The organism is bacterium 336/3, assembly GCA_001281695.1.
In the GTDB taxonomy this organism is placed as follows: domain Bacteria; phylum Bacteroidota; class Bacteroidia; order Cytophagales; family Thermonemataceae; genus Raineya.
Map to the genome: position 1 here is coordinate 643453 of LJIE01000001.1, position 23728 is coordinate 667180.

Annotated in this window: 18 protein-coding genes and 2 pseudogenes; 10 read left to right on the forward strand and 10 right to left on the reverse strand. The window is 33.1% G+C overall.

The window, feature by feature from the left end; all coding sequences use genetic code 11:
* Positions 1–43: 43 nt before the first annotated feature.
* Positions 44–1108 (forward strand): annotated as a pseudogene (locus AD998_03060) (hypothetical protein).
* Positions 1109–1240: 132 nt separating this feature from the next.
* Here the strand turns inward: AD998_03060 and AD998_03065 are convergent.
* The 4 genes and pseudogenes from AD998_03065 to AD998_03080 form a co-directional block, all read right to left on the reverse strand.
* Positions 1241–2248, reverse strand: a pseudogene (locus AD998_03065) (hypothetical protein).
* 169 nt (positions 2249–2417) lie between these two features.
* Positions 2418–3548, reverse strand: a complete 1131-nt coding sequence (locus AD998_03070; protein KOY85269.1) for a coproporphyrinogen III oxidase — start codon at positions 3546–3548, stop codon at positions 2418–2420.
* A gap of 6 nt (positions 3549–3554) precedes the next feature.
* A complete protein-coding gene (locus AD998_03075) occupies positions 3555–4646 on the reverse strand; it encodes a hypothetical protein (GenBank protein ID KOY85270.1) in 1092 nt (363 codons plus the stop codon).
* Between the two features lie 3 nt (positions 4647–4649).
* Positions 4650–5342, reverse strand: coding sequence for an ArsR family transcriptional regulator (locus AD998_03080; GenBank protein KOY85271.1), 693 nt, complete (start codon positions 5340–5342; stop codon positions 4650–4652).
* A 171-nt stretch (positions 5343–5513) separates the two neighbouring features.
* Between AD998_03080 and AD998_03085 the strand changes: the two genes are divergently transcribed.
* The 5 genes from AD998_03085 (at position 5514) to AD998_03105 (ending at position 10538) form a co-directional block, all read left to right on the forward strand.
* Complete coding sequence (locus AD998_03085; GenBank protein ID KOY85272.1) at positions 5514–6206, forward strand: leucyl/phenylalanyl-tRNA--protein transferase; 693 nt, start codon at positions 5514–5516, stop codon at positions 6204–6206.
* A 116-nt stretch (positions 6207–6322) separates the two neighbouring features.
* Complete coding sequence (locus tag AD998_03090) at positions 6323–8119, forward strand: hypothetical protein (GenBank protein ID KOY85273.1); 1797 nt, start codon at positions 6323–6325, stop codon at positions 8117–8119.
* A gap of 54 nt (positions 8120–8173) precedes the next feature.
* Entirely contained in the window at positions 8174–8701 is a 528-nt protein-coding gene (locus AD998_03095) for a 3-hydroxyanthranilate 3,4-dioxygenase (protein ID KOY85274.1), read from the forward strand.
* Positions 8702–8773: 72 nt separating this feature from the next.
* Positions 8774–9067, forward strand: a complete 294-nt coding sequence (locus tag AD998_03100) for a hypothetical protein (protein KOY85275.1) — start codon at positions 8774–8776, stop codon at positions 9065–9067.
* Positions 9068–9095: 28 nt separating this feature from the next.
* Positions 9096–10538: a hypothetical protein gene (locus tag AD998_03105; protein KOY85276.1), complete on the forward strand. Its 1443-nt coding sequence runs from the start codon at positions 9096–9098 to the stop codon at positions 10536–10538.
* Between the two features lie 44 nt (positions 10539–10582).
* On the opposite strand, the gene AD998_03110 is transcribed toward AD998_03105, so the two are convergent.
* From AD998_03110 to AD998_03135, 6 genes are all read right to left on the reverse strand, one after another.
* The gene (locus AD998_03110; protein ID KOY85277.1) at positions 10583–11983 is read right to left on the reverse strand and encodes an NADH dehydrogenase; all 1401 of its coding nucleotides are present in this window, start codon (positions 11981–11983) and stop codon (positions 10583–10585) included.
* A gap of 87 nt (positions 11984–12070) precedes the next feature.
* Entirely contained in the window at positions 12071–13567 is a 1497-nt protein-coding gene (locus tag AD998_03115; GenBank protein KOY85278.1) for an NADH dehydrogenase, read from the reverse strand.
* 42 nt (positions 13568–13609) lie between these two features.
* Entirely contained in the window at positions 13610–15547 is a 1938-nt protein-coding gene (locus tag AD998_03120; protein ID KOY85279.1) for an NADH:ubiquinone oxidoreductase subunit L, read from the reverse strand.
* Positions 15548–15584: 37 nt separating this feature from the next.
* Positions 15585–15905: an NADH-quinone oxidoreductase subunit K gene (locus AD998_03125; GenBank protein KOY85280.1), complete on the reverse strand. Its 321-nt coding sequence runs from the start codon at positions 15903–15905 to the stop codon at positions 15585–15587.
* Positions 15906–15942: 37 nt separating this feature from the next.
* Positions 15943–16461 (reverse strand): NADH dehydrogenase, encoded by a 519-nt coding sequence (locus AD998_03130; protein KOY85281.1) that lies wholly within the window; start codon positions 16459–16461, stop codon positions 15943–15945.
* Between the two features lie 125 nt (positions 16462–16586).
* Positions 16587–17081 (reverse strand): NADH-quinone oxidoreductase subunit I, encoded by a 495-nt coding sequence (locus AD998_03135; protein KOY85282.1) that lies wholly within the window; start codon positions 17079–17081, stop codon positions 16587–16589.
* 232 nt (positions 17082–17313) lie between these two features.
* On the opposite strand from AD998_03135, the gene AD998_03140 reads away from it, so the two are divergent.
* The 4 genes from AD998_03140 (at position 17314) to AD998_03155 (ending at position 23724) form a co-directional block, all read left to right on the forward strand.
* On the forward strand, positions 17314–17670 hold the full coding sequence (locus tag AD998_03140) for a hypothetical protein (GenBank protein ID KOY88026.1): 357 nt from the start codon (positions 17314–17316) through the stop codon (positions 17668–17670).
* 67 nt (positions 17671–17737) lie between these two features.
* Positions 17738–22069, forward strand: a complete 4332-nt coding sequence (locus tag AD998_03145) for an acriflavine resistance protein B (protein ID KOY85283.1) — start codon at positions 17738–17740, stop codon at positions 22067–22069.
* A gap of 13 nt (positions 22070–22082) precedes the next feature.
* Positions 22083–22577: a hypothetical protein gene (locus tag AD998_03150; protein ID KOY85284.1), complete on the forward strand. Its 495-nt coding sequence runs from the start codon at positions 22083–22085 to the stop codon at positions 22575–22577.
* Positions 22570–23724, forward strand: a complete 1155-nt coding sequence (locus tag AD998_03155; GenBank protein ID KOY85285.1) for a hypothetical protein — start codon at positions 22570–22572, stop codon at positions 23722–23724. The genes AD998_03150 and AD998_03155 overlap by 8 nt, the downstream gene beginning before the upstream one ends.
* The last annotated feature ends 4 nt before the right edge of the window (positions 23725–23728 follow it).

The following is a 23728-nucleotide window of genomic DNA, read 5'->3' on the forward strand; positions in this document are numbered from 1 at the left end:
TCTTGCATTACTGGCAATCAGTTTGACTAGTAATGCACAAACAAATCAAGTCAGCGAAAAACAAATTGCGGATATTAACAATCTCATTGAGGATTTGTCTAATAAAGATGCATTTTCGGGGACAGTACTCATTGCTAAAGGTGATAAAATTATCTATCAAAAAGCTGTGGGTCTATCTAATAAAGAGCAAAACATGAAAAATAACATAGAAACCAAATTTAATATAGGCTCTATGAATAAAATGTTTACAGGTATTGCAATAGCTCAATTGGCAGAAAAAAATAAATTACGCTATTCTGATAAAATAACAAGCTATTTGCCAAATCTTCCAAAAAAAATATTTGGTGACATAACAATAGAGCAATTACTTACACATTCTTCTGGTACAGGCGATTTTTTTAGATTTCCAAGATTCGAGCAAATAGCAGATACTGCGAAAACAATCACTACCTATGTAAATATTGGTCTTGAAGAGCCACTTTTATTTAAACCAGGAACAAAAGTCAGTTATAGCAATTATGGTTATATTTTATTAGGTGCTATTATTGAATCAGTATCAAAAATGAGCTATTATGACTATGTACGTCAAAACATTTTTGTAATAGCCAATATGAAAAATACTGATAGTTATGAAAGAAATAAAATACATGAAAATTTTGCTATTGGTTATGCCAATCCACCACAAATGCCCAATGAAACACCTAAACTAAATAATAGAGAAAATAATACAAAAATACTAGAATTAAAAGGGAATTCGGCGGGTGGAGGATATTCTACAGCAGTTGACTTTCATAAATTTTCACAAGCTTTATTAGCTAATAAATTAATAACATCAAAAACTTTAGGAATAGTTACAACAGGGAAGGTAATATTATTTCCTGGAATGAAAGAAAGAAATTTACCAGAAATAAAATATGGTTACGGTTTTGGAGAGTCGTACAAAAATAATATTAGAATTATTGGACATACAGGTGGAGCACCTGGTGTAGATGCAGCAATGGAGATTTATCCAGATCTAGGATATACAGTTGTTGTTTTATCTAATTATGACAGAGCTACAATGCCAATAATGAAGTTTATTCAAGATGTTATTACACAAAATAAATAAAAGAATACGAAGTGTTAAAAGTTTTAAATATAAAAGCCCTGAATTCAGGGCTTTTGGTTATTTTTTATCTTTATCGTTTAATAAAAATTTACTTGTTGTGAGTTTATTTTTCAAGCGAGATTCTTCATAAGTTAAACTGGAATCTTCTCTGGCATCATTGATTTTTTTGTATTCTTTGGCTGCTTGCTTAAAGCCAAAATCAGGGATAACCGTTTTTACACGCTTGTTTTGCATCATTACAGAGTGTCTACCTTGATCTGCAATACCCTCAATTGTCCAGTCAGAAGTTTGTTTTTTATCGAAACGGCAGGTATTACAGATAAATTCTTCGAGTTCCCCATAATGATCTTTTCTACCTGTAACTCTTATAACTTCTTTTCCCTGATACCAAAGTGTTACTTTTCCAGAACATTTATCACAATCTCTGTGTGCATATACAGGTTTTGTAAACCATACACGACTCTTAAATCGGAAAGTTTTATCAGTTAAAGCACCTACAGGACAAACATCTATCACATTGCCCGAAAAATCATTATCAATAGCTTCGGCAATATAAGTACTGATTTCAGCTGCATCACCTCTGTTCAAAACTCCATGTACACGACCATTTGTAATTTGGTCTGCTGTGAATACACAACGATAACACAAAATACAGCGAGTCATGTGGAGCTGGATTTTATCTCCAATGTCTATTTTATCAAAAGTTCTACGTTCAAACTCATAACGAGTAGCTTGTTTACCATGCTGATAACCCAAATCTTGTAAATGACATTCACCTGCTTGGTCGCAAATAGGGCAATCCAGAGGGTGATTAATCAATAAGAATTCAACTACGCCATCTCTTGCTTTTTGTACTTCCTCATTGACAGAGTTTTCTACAACCATTCCATCCATGACTGTCGTAATACACGAAGGAACGAGTTTAGGCATAGGGCGTGGGTCTTTGGTAGAACCTTGTGTAACTTTTACAATACAAGTACGACATTTACCACCTGAACCTTTCAGTTTTGTATAATAGCACATGGCTGGAGGTACAACTTCTCCACCAATTTTTCGGGCTGCTTGCAAAATGGTAGTACCAGGCTCTACCTCAATGGTAACATTATCTATCGTAACTTTCAGAAGTGTGGGCTGTTCCATTCGTATCTCTATTTTGAATGATTGCAAAATAAGTGTCTCATACCTCAAAACGTTTTGAGTAGAGTAAGTGTTTAAAAGTTTTGTCAATTTAAAGAAGATAGACAAAACTACCAAAATAACTTAGGTTTAGTTGTAGAAATTTGAATATAAGTGGCTGTAAAACAGTGTTCTAAACTAGAAACAAATCAGAAGCTATTTGGTCTGCAAAAAATTTACCTTTGGAAGTAAGTTTAAACCCAATAGGGGAATTTTCTAGTAAGCCTTGACTTACATATTTCTCAAAAATATTTTTTTGCTTAGTTTCAAACATTTGATGAGGAGCAATTTGCAAAACTCTTTCCCATGTACACCCCCATTGCGTCCTGAGTCCTGTAAGTAGATAGTCATTGAGTCTATCTTGCCACGAAAGCTCTTCTATTTCAAATGGAATAACTTGTTTTTCAATAGATTCAATGTATTTTGTATTATTACTAACATTATACTGTCTTGAAATATGATTGTATGAATGTGCAGAAGGACCTATACCTAAATATTCGCCATCTTTCCAATAATTGCTGTTGTGGCGGGAATATGCTCCATTTTTTGCAAAATTTGAAATTTCATAATGTTCAAAACTTGCACTTTGAAGTGTATCCATCAGTATTTGAAATTGCTCTGCAGCAAAACCATCATCAATGGGTGGCATGAATCCTTTCTGTAAACGACTGCCAAACACAGTTTTTGGTTCAATGGTCAAACTATAAGCCGAAATATGCGAAACGCCTAATGCAATGGCTTTTTCCAAATCTTTTTTCCAAATCAAATGACTACTTGCAGGAATCGCATAAATTAAATCTATACTGATATTAGAAATCCCTTCATTTTGAGCCAAATGAACACAATTTTCAGCTTCTTGGCTGTTATGAGCTCTATGCAAAAACTGAAGATGGTTTTCTTCAAAACTCTGAATACCAATGCTTAAACGATTAATACCCAAATTTTTAAATATTTGTATATTCTCTAGGTTTAAATCATCTGGATTCGCCTCTAATGTAATTTCGGTGTGGCTGTCCCAAGTATAAATCTTACTAATTTGTTCAAAAGTTTTCTCAAGTTCTTTCTGAGAAAGCAAAGAAGGTGTGCCACCTCCAAAATAAATTGAATTTAAGTGTTTTCCTTTTAGATAATCCTGCTGAAATAAAATTTCTTGACCAATAGCATCCACCAATTTTGATTTTAAACTAGTATTAGTACTGAAATGGAAATCGCAGTAATGACATGCTTGCTTACAAAATGGAATATGAATATAAAGAGCAGACATAGAGGGCTATTTGATAGCTAATTTAGTTTTATCTGAGGGTATTTGTTGCTCTTTAAGAACCGCTGAAGGAAATCGTTTAAGTTGCACTCTAAAAGTTGTACCTCTATCCAATTTACTTTCTACATCAATTTTACCCTCATGTGCTTCTACAATTTGTTTCACAATAGCTAAACCAAGTCCACTACCACCTTTTTCTTTGGAACGGCTTTTTTCAACTCTATAAAAACGCTCAAAAATTCTTGTCAAATGCCTTTTAGGAATACCTGAACCATTATCTTCTACTTCAATAATGCAATAATCATGTGTTTGTAGAAGCCAAACTCTTACCATACCACCATCTTTACCATACTTGATTCCATTTTCAATCAAATTAATCAAGACTTGCTTGATACGAGAAGGGTCTGCCCAAATAGTACACTCTGGACTAGTTCTTTCATCAATTTCTAAAGAAATTTGGCGTTCAAGAGCTTTTTCTTCTAATTGTTCAAAAACTTCTTCTAAAATTAAATTCAAATGAGCTTCTCTAAATTGCATCGTAATGACACCAACTTCCATTTGTGAAAGTGTAATCAGATCTTGAACCAAATGGTCTAAACCATCTAAGCTTTTTGCAGCTTTTAATAAAAATTTATCTCGAACTTCTGGATCTTCTACAGCTCCATCAATCAGTGTATGAATAAAACCTTGAGCAGCAAAAATGGGGGTTTTGAGTTCATGAGAAACATCAGCAATAAACTCTTTCCTAAAAGCTTCTAATTGAACTAAATAGTCGATTTCTTGTTGCTTTTTAGAGGCATAATCATAAAGTTCTACATTGAGTTGCTCTAAGGGACTAGTTGCTAATGTAGAAAGACGATGTTTTGTGATTTTAAAATCTTTTTTTCTGATTTTGGCAAAGGAATGATAAATTTCATTGATTTCTCTGAAAACCAAAAACTCCAATGCAGCAACAAATAAGATGAAACAGGTAGCAAAAGAAAGTAAAAAATTGATAAGAAGCAACCACCAAACAACCTCAAACAATGATAAAAAAAGAGTAGTAATGGTTGCTACTGAAATAGCTAAAGAAAAAGGTAAAACCTTAGATTTCCAATTCATTATTTAATCATTAGTAGAAAACTTATAACCTACACCCTTTACAGTTTTGATGTAGCCTTCACCTAATTTTTCTCTGAGTTTTCGGATGTGTACATCAACTGTTCTTGCAAGTACATAAACATCTGTTCCCCAAATACTTTGTAATAAATCATCTCTTGAATAAACTCTTTCAGGGGTTTGAGCTAAAAAATAAAGAAGTTCAAACTCTTTGCGAGGCATCTCAAAAACTTGTTCACCTTGTGTAACAGTATAGCTCTTTCTATCAATGACCAAATCACTGATAGTAATGGAATCCTCAGATTTTGTTTTCTTGTTTTCTCTTCTAAATATTGCTGAAATGCGACTCATCAAAGCTCTGGGTTTAATAGGCTTTACGATATAGTCGTCAGCACCAATGTCAAAAGCAGCAACTTCCGAATACTCTTCCGAGCGTGCTGTAAGAAAAATTATATAAGTTTCTGCAAGTTCTGATGTTTCTTTGATAATTCGGCTTGCCTCTATACCATCTAATTGAGGCATCATAATATCCATTAAAATAAGGTTAGGTAGGAAATTAATGGCCTTTTCAACGGCATCTTTCCCATTCTGAGCTGTTTTGACCTCATAACCTTCTTTTTTGAGATTGTATTGTAGCATCTCAACAATATCTTGGTCGTCGTCCGCAATAAGAATGCGTTGGTTAGGTTTTGAACTCATAGTAATATAATTTTAAAACAAAATTAAGTATAAAATCACTTGAAAAAAATTTTTTGCAGAAACTTAACATTCAATTTATATTTAAGTCATAAATTACGTAGGTTACAACGTAAGTTTTTGTAAGAAAAATCATATCTTCATTTATTCAAATAATTTATAAATTAGTATTCAATGTCTTATTATTTTCTTGGAGATGAATTATATTTTCCGCCTGTTACCAGAGCAAGTTCTGAAGGAGTGGTGGCTATAGGTGGAGATTTATCTGAAGAAAGATTGTTATTAGCTTATCAATCAGGTATTTTTCCTTGGTTTTCGGATGGTGAGCCTATTATTTGGTGGTCGCCTGACCCTCGTTTTGTGTTATATCCTCAGAATGTTAAAGTTTCAAAAAGTATGCAACAACTATTTCGTAAAAATACTTTTGAGGTAACATTTGATAAAAGTTTTGAACAGGTAATTCTAAACTGTAAAAAGATAAAACGAGAAGGACAAAATGGTACGTGGATTACAGATGATATGGTGGCAGCTTATTGCTCATTGCATCAAAAAGGCTTTGCTCATTCGGTAGAAGTTTGGCAATCAGGAGTTTTAGTGGGGGGACTTTATGGACTTTCCTTAGGGGATAGCTTTTTTGGAGAATCTATGTTTGCAAAAGTAAGCAATGCATCCAAATATGGTTTTATTGCTTTGGTTAATGCTTTAGAAAAAAAAGGATTCAATCTTGTTGATTGTCAGGTGCATACAGAACACTTGGAAAGTCTTGGAGCTGAATACATCCCTAGAAAAAAATTCTTAGAATCTCTCAAAAAATCTCTCCAAAAAGAAACATTGCAAGGAAATTGGGGTGAATTACTTACAAACTAACTTTTGAGAAGCCAAATAGTCTTTGTATTTTTGCATTTTGGTAATGTTTTTGCTTTTGGGTCTGCATGGAAAATCAAACACTTCGTTTTTTTAAATATACAACACTGATAATCTTAATGTTATCAGCTCATATACTTTTTGCCCAAAAAACTAAACCCAATAAAAAACAACAACGCCAACCCGAAAGTGTGATTGAAAAAGACACATTTCGTTATCAGAAACTCCCTTATGATACTGTAAAATATGAAAAAGGAGATATGATAGAACTTTTGAGTGGGGCAAGTTATGGTGAAGTGATTGGTGGTGATAGTTTGGTAAGAGTTGTTGGAAGAAATATTACGTTCAAACAAGGTAATCGTTTCATTTTCTGTGATTCAGCATACTTTTATCCTCGAAAAAACTTTGTAAAGGCTATGGGTAATGTACAAATTGCGGAAGAGGGTGCATCTACCATTTCAGCCAAAACAATGGATTTTGATGCCAATTCTGGTACACTGATGGCAAGAGGGGATGCAAATTTTACAAAAGACCAAACAAACCTCAGAGCTCCAGCCATAGACTATAATATCAATTCCAAAATTGCATATTATTTTGGAAATGGTACCATGACAGACGGAAAGAATCAGCTTTCCAGTGAATCAGGATCTTACGATACAGGTACAAAAAACTTATTTGCTCGTAAAAATGTAAAGGCAAAAGGTGCGACAGATGATGGACAATCGTATGAAATAGCCAGTGATACACTCCAATACAATGATGGTAACAAACTCATGAATTGGAAAGGGAAAAATGCTAAAATTACGACCAAAGATGGTGTAATTGAGTCGGATGAGGGAGAATTCAATACCAAAACAAAGAAATCAAAGTTAAAAGGAAAGAAAAATGTAGTTGAGAATACTGAATATCGTTTCAAAGGAGACTTTTTGGACTATGATCAAATACAAGGTTCGGGCTATGCCAAAGGAAATGCAGAAATTTTCTCTAAAAAAGATAATATTATTATCAATGCTCAAGAAGGCAAATTCAATGGAAAGCAGGGGATAAGCCGTTTTTATGGTGGGCGGGCATATATGCGTATGATTGGCGAAGACAAAGATACACTTTGGGTGGTTGCAGACACCCTCGTTTCGATAGGCTCAAAAATGAAAGATAAAAATGAAAAACAAACCAAACAAGATAGCATCAGAGAAGCAAAAGAACCCAAGATGATGTTTGCATATCATAATGTAAAAGTCTATAAAAGTGATTTACAGGGTATATGTGATTCTTTGGTGTATAATATGAAAGATTCTGTGGTTCGTTTCTACAAAGAGCCTGTTATGTGGAATGCGGGTAATCAGATATCAGCAGATTCTTTGGATATTTTGAATAAGAATAATAAACCCCATAAAATACTTTTGAGAGAGAATGCATTTGTAATTTCTAAGGACAGTGTAGGAAACTATAACCAAATGAAAGGCAAATACATAGATGCTTTACTGAAAGATGGAAAAATGGATAAGGTATTTGTAACTGGTAATGCAGAAACTATTTACTTTCAGCTCAAAGAAGATAAAAGCCTGATTGGTATGTATAAAATTATTTGTGGAAGTGTAAAAGCAGAATTTGAATTGGGCAAAGAACTTTCTGATGTTACATTTTATAACCAAATTAATGGTGATTTGGTACCTCCACATGAGTTACAAGAAGGTAGCAAACGTTTGCCGGGGTTCTTGTGGCAAAATGAGTTAAGACCTACAAGGAAAAATATTTTGGATGCTCCCAAACCTCGTTTGAAAGTTGCAGTAGAAAAAGAAAAATCTGATAAAAAACCTGAAAATAATACAAAACAGCCTAAAAAAACTGAAGAAGACTCTAAGAAAAAAGAAGGAAGGAAAAATTTAGGAGCAACCAAACTAACAGGAGAAAAATAGTTTCAAAATACAAAGCATTTTCTTATTTTTAGACGGTAATAAAACAACAAGAAAATGACTAAAATTAATGTTCATAATCTGGTAAAATGGATAGAAGAGAATAAGGATTCTTTACAACCTCCTGTTTGCAATAAGGAAGTGTACCCTGGTGGCGATATGATTATAATGGTAGTGGGTGGTCCTAATCTTAGAAAAGATTATCATTACAACGAAACTCCAGAATTCTTCTATCAGGTAAAAGGTGATATGGTACTGAAAATTGTTGAGAATGGAGAGTTTAAAGACATAGAAATTAAAGAAGGTGAAATATATCTCCTCAATGCTAAAATCCCCCATTCGCCTCAACGCCCAGCAGGTACAGTAGGTTTGGTAATAGAAGAACGTCGTAAACCTCAAGATACGGATGGATTCCAATGGTATTGCGATAATTGTGGAAATAAACTCTATGATGAGTACTTTAAACTCACCAATATCGAAAAGCAACTTCCTGAAACATTTGCAAAGTTTAATAACAATACAGCATTGCATAAATGCAGTAAATGTGGGCATGTTTTACAAGTACCTGCTAAAATAGTTAAATAAAAGAGTAATAATTATTCATAATTTAATGTTTTACAGTTATTATAACTTACTCACTTTTAGATTAAAATTTATATGACAGGAATTATAGGAACTATATTAGCTCTTTCAATACCTATTGTTGCGATTCTAGGTAGCTATTATGTAAAACTCAAACAAATGGAATTAGATAAAAGCAAGGTTTCTGATAAAGATTTAGACATATTAAAACAAGTCTCCAAAGAAAATGAAGCTTTAAAGCAACGTGTAGAAAACTTAGAGCAAATTATCACAAGTCTAGACAAAGATTTATTGGCTTTAAAACCTCATAATAACAATGATGATTTAGCAAAACAAGTGGCAGAATTGGTTAAAAAACTAAAAGATTGATGTTTTTTGAACAATAATAAACAAAAACATGAGCCTCAAAAACAAAGAAGCCTTAAAAGATGCTCTTGGGCTTTTTAAGGCAAATACATTTAAAGTAATTTATATTGTACTCATTTTTACAGTAGTACTTACATTTACCACAAAAGCTAATTTTCTTATTAAAACTGATAAAGCAGGCTACATAGATGCATTAAATCTACTTGCTAGTCTGCTTGCAAGTATAGTAGCAACCGTATATTCCATCACAATTGTTGCTTTACAATTGGCATCAACACAATTTTCTCCTCGTATTCTCAGATATTTTTTATCTAACAATCCTTATACACAGATTACGTTGGGTATATTTTTGGGTTGGGTAGTGTACTGTTTATTACTTAAATTTTGGCTCATTGATGCCATACCTCCTGAACAATCAGTAGTTCCTGATTCGATGAAGCCCATTTTAAATCTGGGAATTTATGGTTGCATTTGTTTGATAGGAGTTGTACTTCCTCATTTTATTGTAACCATTGCAGAAAGTATCAATGCAGCTTCTATTACTCGGAAAATTACCTTACATACGCTTCATGAGGTTCAAATAGCTCAAAAAACTTGGCAACATCAAGAAGAAACGAAAGAAAGACCTCAACATACAAACAAAATAGCAATCAAAAGCGAAAATTTTGGATATTTAAGAAGCCTTAATATCGAAAAACTTAGAAAAATAGCTAATCAGTACCCTCAAATAGATTTTATAGAGCAAATAAATGATGTAGGAAGTTTTATTCAAAAAGATGTAGAAATAGCATATATAGCTCTCAATGCTCCTATCCCTGAAATCAAAAAAATAGAAAACCAAATAAGAAAACAGTTTGATATTGGAAAATTCAGAAGCTATCGTCAAGATATTCACTTTGGTTTAAGGCAACTTGTAGATATTGCACTCAAAGCCATTTCTCCAGCAGTCAATGACCCCACTACTGCCATTAATTGTTTGGATTATCTTGGAGAAATTATCAGAGAAATTATGGAAGCTGGAATGCCATCTGTTGGATTTACTAAATGGAAAGGAGAGAAAGTATATCTGAATGAAGCAAGTTTTGATAGAGTTGTCAATCAGGCTTTTGACCAAATTTATCATTACGGCAAAAATGATTTTGCTGTAACTGCAAGGCTGATAGATACTATTAGAAAAGTAATACCCTTTGCATTAAAAATAAACTATTTAGATGTTTTTGCAGATGAAATTTTAGAAGTAGGACTTGACTTTTCTTACCAATATCAGAATGGGAATCTCAAACATGTTCATAGCCAAGAACAATTGATGAGAATATTCAAAATTACACTTAAAACTATACAAACATTAGAGGAGCAATATAGGCATTTAGATAAAAATGATTATGAAGGTAAAGAGAAACTTCAGTCACTAAGAAATAAATGTCTCAAAAATATAGAAGAAATTAAAAAAATAGGAGATGATATGACACTATAAAAGAAAAATCCCCTATTTGGGGATTTTCTTTTATATAAATTTTCTTATTTGAAAAGTCCAAAAATTGTGTCAGGTAGTAAACCCAAAACAACAGTAAGAATAGTACCTATCAAAAGGGCAACAATATAGGGTGTTGATACCTCTATTTTTGTATCTGTATCTTTTTTGTGAGGCTCTTTCAGATACATAGCTATAATTACCTTGAAGTAGTAATACAAACCCACAGCAGACATTAAAGCTGCAATGACCATTGCCCAATACATTCCTCTTTCAAAAGCACTAATAAAAATCCAAAGTTTACCAAAAAAGCCTGATGTAAGAGGAATTCCTGCCAAAGAAAGCATCGAAATAGTCATCACTAAGGCTAAAAATGGATTCGATTTTGCCAAACCATTAAAGCTATTGTATTCTTCATTATGGTTTTTTGCTGAAACAAGCATCAGTACACCAAAAGCACAAACAGTTGCCAAAGAATAAGACAATGAGTAAAATAAAATTGCAGAAGAACTTCTTTCATTAAAGGCTGTAACAGCTAATAATAAATATCCTGCATGTGAAATACTCGAATATGCCATCATTCTTTTAAAACTCTGTTGATAAACAGCAGTTAAATTTCCTACAACAATCGTCAAGACAGATAAAGTAATAAAACCAGTTTGCCAATAACCATAAACTGCTCCAAAAGAAGAAGATAACAATTTGAAAAGAGCAGCAAAACCAGCCGTTTTTACAATCGTGGACATAAATGTTGTGAAAAGCGTAGGAGCTCCATCATATACATCTGGCGTCCAGAAATGGAAAGGAGCAATAGAAACTTTAAACAACATGCCAACCAAAGTAAACATCAAACCCAAATACAACATGGGAGAAATATTTTGAGTGCTGGCTACATATTCTTGTATTTTAGATAAAGAAAAACCACCAGTTGCTCCATACAACAAAGCTACACCAAACAAGAAAATACCTGTTGCAAAAGAGCCTTGTAAAAAGTATTTCATGGCAGCTTCATTAGAACGATTGTTTCGTTTATTTGCACCTGTAAGCACATACATAGAAATAGAAAGAATTTCAATACCCACAAACAACATCAATAAACTTTCATAGCTCACCATCATCACGGCACCTACAAGCGAGAAAAGTAATATTGCATAATATTCGGCTGGTTGTGCTTCTTTATCCTGAATATAATTCTGAGATAAAGGCATAATAAGGAAGGCTGTAAATAATAAAACGGCTGTAAAAAGAACACTTGTTTTATCGGTAGCCATCATTCCTTTATTGATAGAAGCTCCAAAATCAAGAGGATTACTCCACTCAACCAAATTTGCTCCAAAAGTAATGAGAACAAATAAAATAGCTCCTACAAAAAGAATTTGTCTATTTTTGAGAAATCCCAAGAATAAATTAGCAATACCAAATACAGATAAAAGTAATATAGATAGCATTTGTATCTTTATGTTTTAATGTTTTAAATCAACTTTATTTTTTGTTCTTCTCCAAAGAGTTCAATACTTGTTCTGATTTTATATTTCTTATTTATTAATTTTAGAAATTACAAAATCTAATAACTCTTTGGTTGCTGGTTCTGAAAGCCTTATAAATATGTTTGGGGCTATACCCATCACCATCACCAATAGAGCAATGGGAACAAGCACCAATGCTTCTGTAAATGTTACATCTTTAAATTCAGCAGTTTGAAGAGTTTTTTCTCCAAACATAACTCCTTGAAACATTCTGAGCATATAAACAGCCCCAAAAATGAGTGTAGAACCAGCCAATATCCCTACAGTAATAGCAATTGCCAAAGGCATAATTGCAAAATTGAGATAAGTAAATTTAAAAATCCCTATCAAAAGCATAAACTCACCCACAAAGCCATTGGTAAGAGGCAATCCGACACTTCCAAGCATAATAATAGCAAATAAAACAGTCAGAACTGGTGCGGATTGTGTAATACCACCCAAATCAGCTAAATTGCGAGTACCTGTTCTTCTTTGGATAATATCTACTACAAAAAACAGTCCTACCACATTGATACCATGAGCAAGCATTTGTATCATAGCCCCTTGTAAGCCTACATGATTGAAAGCAAAAATCCCTGCAACCATTAAGCCCACATGCGAAAATGAAGAATAAGCTAACAAACGTTTAATATCTTTCTGTTGAATAGCGATGATAGCTCCATAAACCAATCCTATAATAGACAATGTCATTACAAGGGTTGAATTATCCCATACAGCAGTAGGCGTAGTAGGGAGTAACCAACGAATAACACTATAAATACCCATTTTCAGCATAATGCCTGATAAAAGCATGGTAGCTGGAGTAGGAGAAATAGTGTAAGTATCTGGCTGCCAAGTATGAAAGGGGAAAATAGGCATTTTAATAGCAAAGGCAATAAATAAACCTATAAACACAATATATTGTGTGTCTTTTGATAAACCTAAAGCATAAAAAGCTTGTATTTCATCAGAATGACTACCAGGTGTTTGCATATACATATACACCAAAGCAATCAGCATGAGTAAACTTCCAAATACAGTATAAATGAAAAACTTAAATGTTACTCTGATACGATTTTCACCACCCCAAACAGCAGCTAAGAAATATACAGGAATCAATGCACCTTCCCAAAATAGATAATAAGCAAAAGCACCTTGAGCTGTAAATACCCCAACCAAAGAGGCTTGCATCAGGAGAATTAGACCATAAAATACATGGGGCTTCTCATATTTGGTTTCAAATGCCGAAAGGATAATGAATGGTACTAATAAAACTGTTAGAATTACAGGTAAAATGCCAATTCCATCGATTCCTAAATGAAAATTTATACCAGCAGAAGGTATCCATGCAAAATTGCTTTCAAATTGGAGTTTTCCCAATGGGTCAAATTTTGTGAGCAGATATATTCCAAAAACAAGTTCTAAACAGCTAAAAAGCAATGCAATACGTTTTGCCTGTTCATTACGAATAAAGAATACAATCAAACTCGCTATTAATGGAATGAGTACTAACCAGAGTGTCATAATTTAAAAATATATAGTATCCTAAAAGATTCTCAAAAACGATAATTACTTGTATATAAATAAGTTAAATGCTATCCAAATAACAGCACCTATTACAATTGCAAAAAGATATACGCCAATACTACCTGTTTGTAATTTTCTAAAAGCATTGCCCAAACCTTTTACGATTTGTCCAACACCTTCTACAACCAAATCCACAAAAACTTCAAACGATTCACCTAAAAACTTAGAGAAAGCTAAAATAGGCTTTACAAATACTGCATTGTAAAGTTCATCTACATAATATTTATTTGCCAATACCTTTCCGATACCTTGTTGTTCTGCTTCTGGTTTAGGAATGGTACGATTAGAAACAAATTTAACATAGGCAAAAATAATAGCAATAATAGCAACTACAACCGAAACACCCATCAACAAATACTCTGTACTATGTGATAGATGAGCATGATTAAACAACTGTGGATTGAGTTTCTGTGATGTAGCAAATAAAGGTGCCATAAATTTAGCTAACCAATTAGCATCTTTTGCAAAAACTTCTGGAATACCTATCAAACCACCACCAATTGAAAGAATAGCAAGAAGCATCAAAGGCAAGGTAATAGAAATAGGAGATTCGTGTAAATGATGATGTTGTTCTTCTGTCCCTCTGAATTCTCCTAAAAATGTTAAGAAAAATAATCTAAACATATAAAAGGATGTCATAGCGGAGCCTGCAACCCCCAAAACCCACAATACAGGGCTTTTTTGATATAAATGCATTAAAATTTCATCTTTAGAAAAGAAACCTGCAAATGGGGGAATACCCGAAATGGCTAAAGTAGCAACTAAAAATGTAATAAATGTAATAGGCATGTATTTTCGTAAACCACCCATATTTCTGATGTCTTGCTCATGATGTAGAGCATGAATTACGCTACCAGCACCCAAGAACAACAAGGCTTTGAAAAATGCGTGTGTAATCACATGGAACATACCAGAAGTATAAGAAGCTACTCCCAAAGCCATAAACATATAACCTAACTGACTCACAGTAGAGTATGCCAATACTTTTTTAATATCATTTTGGAAAATACCAATAGAAGCTGCTAATAAGGCTGTTACCAAAGCTATGACTAAAACAATATCCAATGTAGCAGGAGCCAAACTATACAAAAAGTTAGAACGAACAACCATATAAATACCAGCCGTAACCATGGTTGCAGCATGTATAAGTGCAGATACAGGTGTAGGACCTGCCATCGCATCAGGAAGCCAAGTATAAAGAGGAACTTGAGCAGATTTACCCATAGCTCCTACAAATAATAAGATAGTGATTGTTACTACTTGCCAAGCACCTACTTTATATGGGTTTGTTTCTGCACCCAAAAATGTTTCAATATCTTTATATTCTGAAGAGCCAAAAAAGATAAAAATCAGAAATACACCTAAAATTAGTCCCAAATCACCAATTCTATTCATTACAAAAGCTTTTTGAGCAGCAGCATTATAAGGTCTGTTTTTGTTCCAAAAACCAATGAGTAAGAACGAACACAATCCAACACCTTCCCAGCCAATAAACATAATCATATAGTTGCTACCCATAATAAGAGCAAGCATTGAGAACATAAACAGGTTTAAGTATGCCATAAACTTGCCATAGCCTTCATCTTCACCCATATAACCTGCTGAATATACATGGATAAGCGTTCCTACTCCTGTAACAAACGAGAGCATGATGAGAGAAAGCTGGTCAATGAGTAAGGAAAAAGAAATTTTAATATCATGAATGGAAATCCAGTCTGCATATACAAATGTCATGGCTTTAGAGCCACTACTTTGAAATTTTCCGAATAATATTAAAGTAATGATGAAAGAAGCAAGTGGCATTGCCACTGCTACTATGCCAACCAAAGATTTTGGTAGTCGTTTAAAGCCTAATCCATTGATTAAGAAACCAATGAAAGGCAAAAGTAATGCAAGTAAAGCTAAAGTCTTATTATCCATTTTTTTGTGGTATTGCAGTTATAAACAAGCAACAATCTTAGTACTTAATTTTATTGAGTTGTCCAATATCTACTGAACGAGTATTTCTATAAATCATAACAATAATAGCAAGACCAACAGCTACTTCAGCAGCAGCTACAGCCATAATAAAAAATACAAAAACTTGCCCTGACGCATCACCTTTATATGCTGAAAAAGCAATAAATAACATATTAACTGCATTGAGCATGAGCTCTACACACATAAAAATAATAAGAACATTTTTACGAGTAAGTACCCCAATTACTCCTATACAAAACAATGTAGAAGCTAAAATAATAAAGTATTCGAGAGGGATTTTGGTTATGATTTCAGGCATGATATTGCTACAATTTTAATCTATAAAAAATGTTTTATTAAAAATTTCTTTCTCCACCTTCTCTTTTACCCAGCATAACAGCACCGACCATCGCAGCCAAGAAAAGAATAGAAGCCAATTCAAATGGTAATAGAAAATCGTTGTATAAAACTTTTCCTAAATTTTCTACTAAACCAATATCTCCTTTGACATTGCTTTGTATTTTGTAAGGTTCTAAAGTTTTTAAAGAAGCAATAATGACCAAAAGTAATAATCCTCCAGAAATAACAGCGGCAAATTGTAAAACTTTTGGTTTGGCAGGTGGTTCTGTTTCTCTTTTTAAGTTCAAAAACATGATTACAAATAAGAAAAGAACCATAATAGCTCCTGCATACACTATAATATTTACAACTGCCAAAAATTGAGCATTGAGCAATATATATTGTCCTGTAAGAGCAAAGAAAACAATAATTAAATATAAAACACTATGAATAGGATTTTTAGAGAATACCACCATTAAGGCAGAGAGAATAGCTACAAAGCTTAGGAAGTAAAACAAATTCTCTGATAATGACATAAGATGTTTGTTTGATGTTGTGGAGGTAAAGATATAAAAAAAGTATTGAGTGTAGAGAATTGAGCAAATAGTTTTTTTAATAGAACACTTTTATCGCTCCTAATTCTACATACCAATACATTACACTATTTTTTTAAAGGTTCTACTAATTTATCTTTTCCAAAGATAACTTCATTTCTATTGGTAAAAGCAGGTGCTATCACATCATTTTGCAAGAAAATAGCTTCTTTGGGACATGCTTCTTCACAAAGACCACAAAAAATGCAACGCAACATATTGATTTCATACACAGAGGCATATTTTTCTTCTCTGTACAAATGTGCTTCTTCTTTGGTTCTTTCAGAAGCGACCATACTAATAGCTTCTGCGGGACATGCCAAAGCACAAAGACCACAAGCTGTACATCTTTCTCGGCCTTCTTCATCTCTTTTTAAGATATGCAAACCTCTAAAAACAGGAGACATAGGTCGTTGTTGTTCAGGGTATTGTAAAGTAGGCTTCTTTCTAAAAAAATGGCTTATAGTAATTCCCAAACCTGTTGCAATGGCAGGCAAATATATTTTTTCTGCAAAAGTCATCTTTTTATTACTGACTTGTTTTGCTCGATTGGTAAGTCTCATATTGCTTCACTTATTAGGTGTACTAAAGTTCAATACTAAAAAATTAACCAGAAAACAAAAGTATTGTTTTTTTTATTTCAAAAAAACTTCGGTGATTCAAATATAGAAAAATTGCCCTCAAATATCCAAGTATTTTTTTACAGCATTGAATTTAGCTTGTTTCTAAACAAGTTTTATCATAATTTTGTAGTGCTTAATGAAACATATATCTACTATATTACTAAGTTTATGGATAACCATAATTAGCCTTTTTCCAAAGACTGATGTTTGTTATTTAGTAGATATACCAACATTGGTAGAGCATTACCAAGAGCATCAAAAACAAGATAATCTTTCCTTTTGGCAGTTTATGGTCATGCACTATACAAATTCTGAGCATAAAAGTCAGAAGCATGAAAAACATAAACACTTACCTTTTCAGCATCATCATGTAGAATGTTGTAGTGTGTTAGCTTTAGAAATTAAAAGCTTACACATTGATAAGTATTATGGTCTGTTTGTAGAAAAAACTATAATATTCCCTAATAAACAAGACCTATATCATTACCAACCCTTAAAAGGAATTTTTCAGCCCCCTAAATATAGTTAGTACAATCCTTAATAGAGATTTAGAAACATCTACAATCTCATTCTTTTACTAACTAAAATTCTATTCCATGTTAGATAACATTATCGGGTTTTCAATCCGTAATAAAATCGTTGTTGGGGTTGCTGTACTGGCTTTAGTGATTTGGGGGAGCTATTCTCTAACACAAATACCTATTGATGCTGTTCCTGATATTACCAATAATCAAGTACAAGTAATTACACAATCACCTCAATTTTCAGCTCAAGAAGTTGAGCAGTTTATTACTGCTCCTTTGGAGATGTCTTTTGCAAATTTGCAAGAGGTAGAAGAAATACGTTCTATTTCCCGATTTGGACTTTCTGTAATTACGATTGTGTTCAAAGAAGAAATGGATATTTATACAGCTCGCCAGCTTATTACAGAAAAAATAAAATTGGCAGAAAAAGATATACCTAGTTCAATGGGGCAACCTTTTTTAGCACCTATTTCTACGGGACTGGGCGAGATATATCAATATGTAATACATCCTAAAAAAGGTTATGAAAACCGATATAACTCACAAGATTTAAGAACGATTCAAGATTGGATTGTAAAAAGGCGTTTGGCTGGCACTGAGGGTGTTGTAGAGGTTAGTAGTTTTGGTGGAAATGTCAAACAGTATGAAGTTGCAATCCAAACAGAGCAATTGAGAGCATACGAACTAACCATTACAGACGTTTTTGAGGCATTGCATCAAAATAATGAAAATACTGGAGGAAGCTATATTGAAAAGCAAGGACAAGCGTATTTTATTAGAACAGAAGGTTTTGTAAAAACACTTGCTGATATTGAAAATATTGTTATCAAAAATATGTCAAATGGAATGCCTATTCTGATTAAAAATGTGGCTCAAGTTCATTTTGGCAATGCAATTCGTTATGGAGCCATGACTCAAGATGGCAAAGGCGAAGTGGTAGGTGGTATTGTGATGATGCTCAAAGGAGCTAATTCTGCTCAAGTGATAGCAAAAGTAAATGAAAGAATCATACAGATTCAAAAAACTTTGCCTGAAGGTTTGGTGATAGAACCTTTTTTAGATAGAACACACCTTGTAAACAAAGCTATTTTTACAGTTTCAGAAAATCTTGCTTTGGGTGGGCTAATCGTTGTTTTTGTCCTGATTCTCTTTTTAGGAAACTTGAGAGCTGGTTTTGTAGTAGCAAGTGTCATCCCTTTAGCTTTGCTTTTTACACTTTCAATGATGAATCTTTTTGGGATTTCAGCAAACCTGATGAGTTTAGGAGCAATAGATTTTGGTTTGGTGGTAGATGGGGCTGTTATTATTGTAGAAGCAATTTTACATTACTTACATAGTCATCCACCAGACAAATATCATCAAGGGTTCAGTTATGAAATAACGCAACAACAAATGAATGATAATGTCTTCTCTGCAACAAAAAAAATTAGACAGTCTGCTGCATTTGGAGAAATTATTATTTTAATGGTTTATTTGCCTATTTTATCACTTTCTGGTGTAGAAGGGAAAATGTTTAAGCCAATGGCTCAGGCAGTTAGCTTTGCAATATTGGGAGCATTTATTTTATCTCTTACGTATGTTCCCATGATGTCATCTTGGGCTTTGAGTAAAAAAATTAGCCTTAAGCCTAATTTTTCAGACAAAATGATGGTAAAGATAAGCAGATTTTATAAACCTCTTATTATTTGGGCTTTAAGAAAGAAAGGAATCGTTTTAGGACTTACAGCCATAGGTTTGATTGCTTCTTTTATACTTTTTGCTCGGTTGGGGGGAGAGTTTATCCCTGAATTGGATGAAGGGGATTTTGCTATTGAAACTCGGCTCAAAACAGGAACATCTCTTTCCGAAACTATTAGAATATCCACAGAATCAGAAAGAATTCTTCTCAAATTTCCTGAAGTAAAAACTGTGGTATCTAAAATAGGCTCTTCAGAGATACCCACAGACCCAATGCCCATTGAAGCCAATGATTTGATGGTAATTTTAAAAGATAAATCAGAATGGAAAACTGCCGAAACAAAAGAAGAACTTGCTGAAAAAATGAATGATGCTCTTCAGGAAAGCATTATAGGGGTAAGCTTCGATTTTCAACAACCTATTCAAATGCGATTCAACGAACTCATGACAGGGGTAAAGTCAGATATTGCACTGAAAATCTATGGAGATAATTTAGATATATTGACCAAAAAAGCAGAGCAAACTAGTCGTTTACTTCATAAAATTAAAGGAATCGTAGATATAAAAGTAGAACAAGTATTGGGATTGCCACAAATGGTAATTCAATATGATAGAAATAAAATAGCTCAATATGGCTTGAATATAGCACAATTGAATCAGGTTGTGAGAGCCTCTTTTGCAGGAGAAGTTGCAGGAGTTGTGTTTGAAGGAGAAAAACGTTTTGATTTGGTTATCAGATTGGCAGAAATACAAAGGAATAACATCGAAAACCTAAAAAATCTTTATATAAAATCTGCCAATGGCACATATATTAGATTAGAAGAAGTAGCGAAAATAGGCTATCAGCCTGCTCCTGTACAAGTTTCGAGAGAAAACACCAAAAGAAGAATTGTAATAGGTGCAAATGTGAGAGGCAGAGATGTAGAAAGTGTGGTAAAAGAGATGCAAAAAATCTTTGAACAGAAAAAAATTAAACTGCCTATTGGTTATTATGTGGAATATGGTGGGCAATTTGAAAATTTGGAAAAAGGCAAACAAAGATTGATGATAGCAGTGCCTATTGCATTGGGTTTGATATTTTTATTGTTATATTTCACTTTTCATTCAATCAAACAGGCTATTCTTATTTTTACGGCTATTCCACTTTCTGCAATAGGTGGTATTGTAGCCCTTTGGCTAAGAAATATGCCTTTTAGTATTTCGGCAGGAGTTGGTTTTATTGCTTTGTTTGGAGTAGCAGTTTTAAACGGAATTGTTTTGATAGGCTATTTCAATCAATTACAAAAAGAAGGATATAAAAATGTAAATAGAAGAGTTTTAATAGGTGTTTTTGTGAGATTAAGACCTGTATTGATGACTGCTTCTGTAGCTAGTTTAGGTTTTTTGCCAATGGCAATATCTTCTTCGGCTGGTGCTGAAGTACAAAGACCTCTTGCAACAGTAGTAATTGGAGGACTTTTGTCTGCTACATTCCTGACACTGATAGTTTTACCTATTTTATACATTATCTTTGAACAAAAACTTACTGTTATGAAAGATTTATCAAAAACAGCCTTGATGCTTATGTGTTTTGTGTTTTCAAGCCAGATAACTTTTGCACAAAAAACAGTTACATTGAATCAGGCTTTGGATATTGCAGAAAAGCAGAGTCTGATTTTACAAACAAAAGAATTGGAGATAGCCTATCAAAAAAGCTTAAAACCTACTTTCTTTAAACCTGCCAAAACTTTATTTGAGTTTCAGTATGGACAAATTAATATACTGACAAAGCGAGATTATTCTTTTCAGGTTACACAAATGTTTTCCCCACCCAAAGTCTATACCGAACAAAAAAGACTTGCTCAAAACAAGATAAATTATAGTCAGAAAGATTTTGAATGGCAAAAAAAACAGCTCGTTTATGAAATAAAGAAGCTTTATTATGAAGGACTTGTCTTAAATAGAAAAATGCAACTCCTGAAAAATAAAAAATCTATGTATGAAAAACTTGTGAAATCGGCAAAAGTAAAACATGAAACGGGAGAAACGCATTTGTTAGATAAGATTAGTGCAGAAACTTATTTTAAAGAAATTATCCAACAAATTAATGCTTCTGAAATAGACATATTACAACATCAATATGCTCTTGCTTTGCTGCTCAATACGCAAGAAATGATTACTTGGGACACTACAGCCTCTTTTAAACTCAATATTTTGGATACTACTAAAATTAGTAATGAAAATATGTGGGTAAATCTCTGGAAAATGCAAAAAGATATTGCATCTCAAGAAACAAAAGTAGCCAAAGCCAATCGCCAACCCGACTGGAAATTAGCCTATTATGGTATGTCTATCGAAAATCAATCTTTGGCACAAGTTTATCAGTTAGGTTTTGCTTTGCCACTTTTTAATAAAGGTTATAAAGCTGATATACAGGCATCCAAAGTAAAAGAAAGAATAGCAGAAATAGAATATCAGTATCAAAAGCAGGTTTATAATATTGAAGTAAAAACACTTCTTGCTGAAATAGAAAAGCAAATGTTTATTTTAGGACATTATGAAAAAGATGCTTTATCACAAGCAGAATTGATTTTTCAGAATGTAGGAAAGAGTTATCAGTTAGGAGAAATAGACTATACTACTTTCGTGCAAAATAGCTTACAAGCTTGGCAAATTCAAACCAATTATCTTGACGAAGTCAATTTGTATAACCAAGCGATTTTACGTTTAGAATTGTTAAAACCTTAAAACCTAAAAAATTATGAATGCAGCACATTTTCATTTGGTTGTAAACCATTTACCTATTATAGTACCTATCATAGGGCTTTTGGTGATGTTAGGTGGTCTGATACTCAAGTCAGAAGTTATAAAAAGAACAGCTTATGCCATATTTATACTGGGAGCTATTGCTACAGTACCAGCTTTTGTTTCAGGAGAAGGAGCTGAAGAAGTTTTAGAAAAAATGCAAGATGTAAGCCACAAACTAATCCATGAACACGAAGAAAAAGCAGAAACATTTGCTTTGCTCTCTTATGTATTGGGGCTAATAGCTATTGTAGGTTTATGGTCAAACTGGAAAAAGAAAGGTTTTGCCTCTGTAATTAGCTATATTACAGTTGTTTTTAGTTTGGTTGTATTGTTTTTTGCAAAGCAAACAGGTACTTCAGGTGGAGAAATTAGACATCCTGAAATTAGAACAGAACAGTCTAATAATCAAATAGAAAAGAAAATTGAAAAAGAAGTAGATGATGATTAATTTAAAAATTATGAAAACAAATATATGGATTGTGATGATGGGATTGGGCATATTTTATAGTTGTAAAAATGAACCAGTTATCTCTAAAGAAAAAAAAATAGATTCTATACCCGTTGTAGAAGTAAATGCCAAACAAATGCAGACAATGGGCATAGAACTTGAAAGCCTACAAGAACAAACTATGAGCGACTTCGTTTTAGCCAATGGTATCATAGATGTTCCACCAGAAAGTAGAGCTGTGGTAACTGCAAAAATGGAGGGTTTTGTGAAACACTCCAACTTACTTATTGGAGATTATATTTCTCAAGGACAGGTACTTACAGTTTTAGAAACACCTCGTCTCATTATGCTACAAGAGGATTATTTGACTGCTAAAAACCAAATCATTTTTTTACAACAAGAATTTGACAGGCAGACAAAACTTTCTTTAGAAGATGTAGGGGCAAAGAAAAATCTACAAAAGATAGCTTCTGAACTCCAAATGGCAAAAATAAAATTAGCAAGTTTAGAAAAACAGTTGCAATTTATTGGCTTGAATGCAAATGGCATTGGCATAAATAATATTTCTTCGCAGTTTTCGGTGGTTTCTCCTATTTCTGGCTATATTAAAAATATCTATATAGCAAAAGGACAAAGTGTATTACCAGAAACAGTTCTTTTTGAAGTTACAAGTAAAGAACACTTACATGTAGAACTTCAAGTTTTTGAAAAGGATATTTCAAAAATAAAAAAAGGACAAAAGGTTTATTTTCAAAGCCCTAACCTTGGTAGTCAAACTTTTGAAGGAGATGTATTTTTGATAGGGCAAAGTTTTGATAGTCAGACAAAAACTGTGAATATTCATGTGCATTTTGAAGAGAAAAATACGCCATTTTTGCCAAATATGTATATCAATGCCCGAATTGCTGTAGGTGAAAGTAAAGTATTGGCAATTGCTGAAGAAGCTGTGGTTCAAGAAGGTGATGAAAGTTTGATTTTTTATACAACAGATAAAAAACATTTTTATCCAACTCCTATTAAAATAAAAAACAGAGAGGCAGGACTTGTGGCTTTTGAGTTTATCAAACAAGTTCCACCATCAGCTTGGATAGTAAAGAAAGGAGCAAACTTTTTACAAGCTGCTACTGAGCCAGCCGAAGAAGAATAAAGTA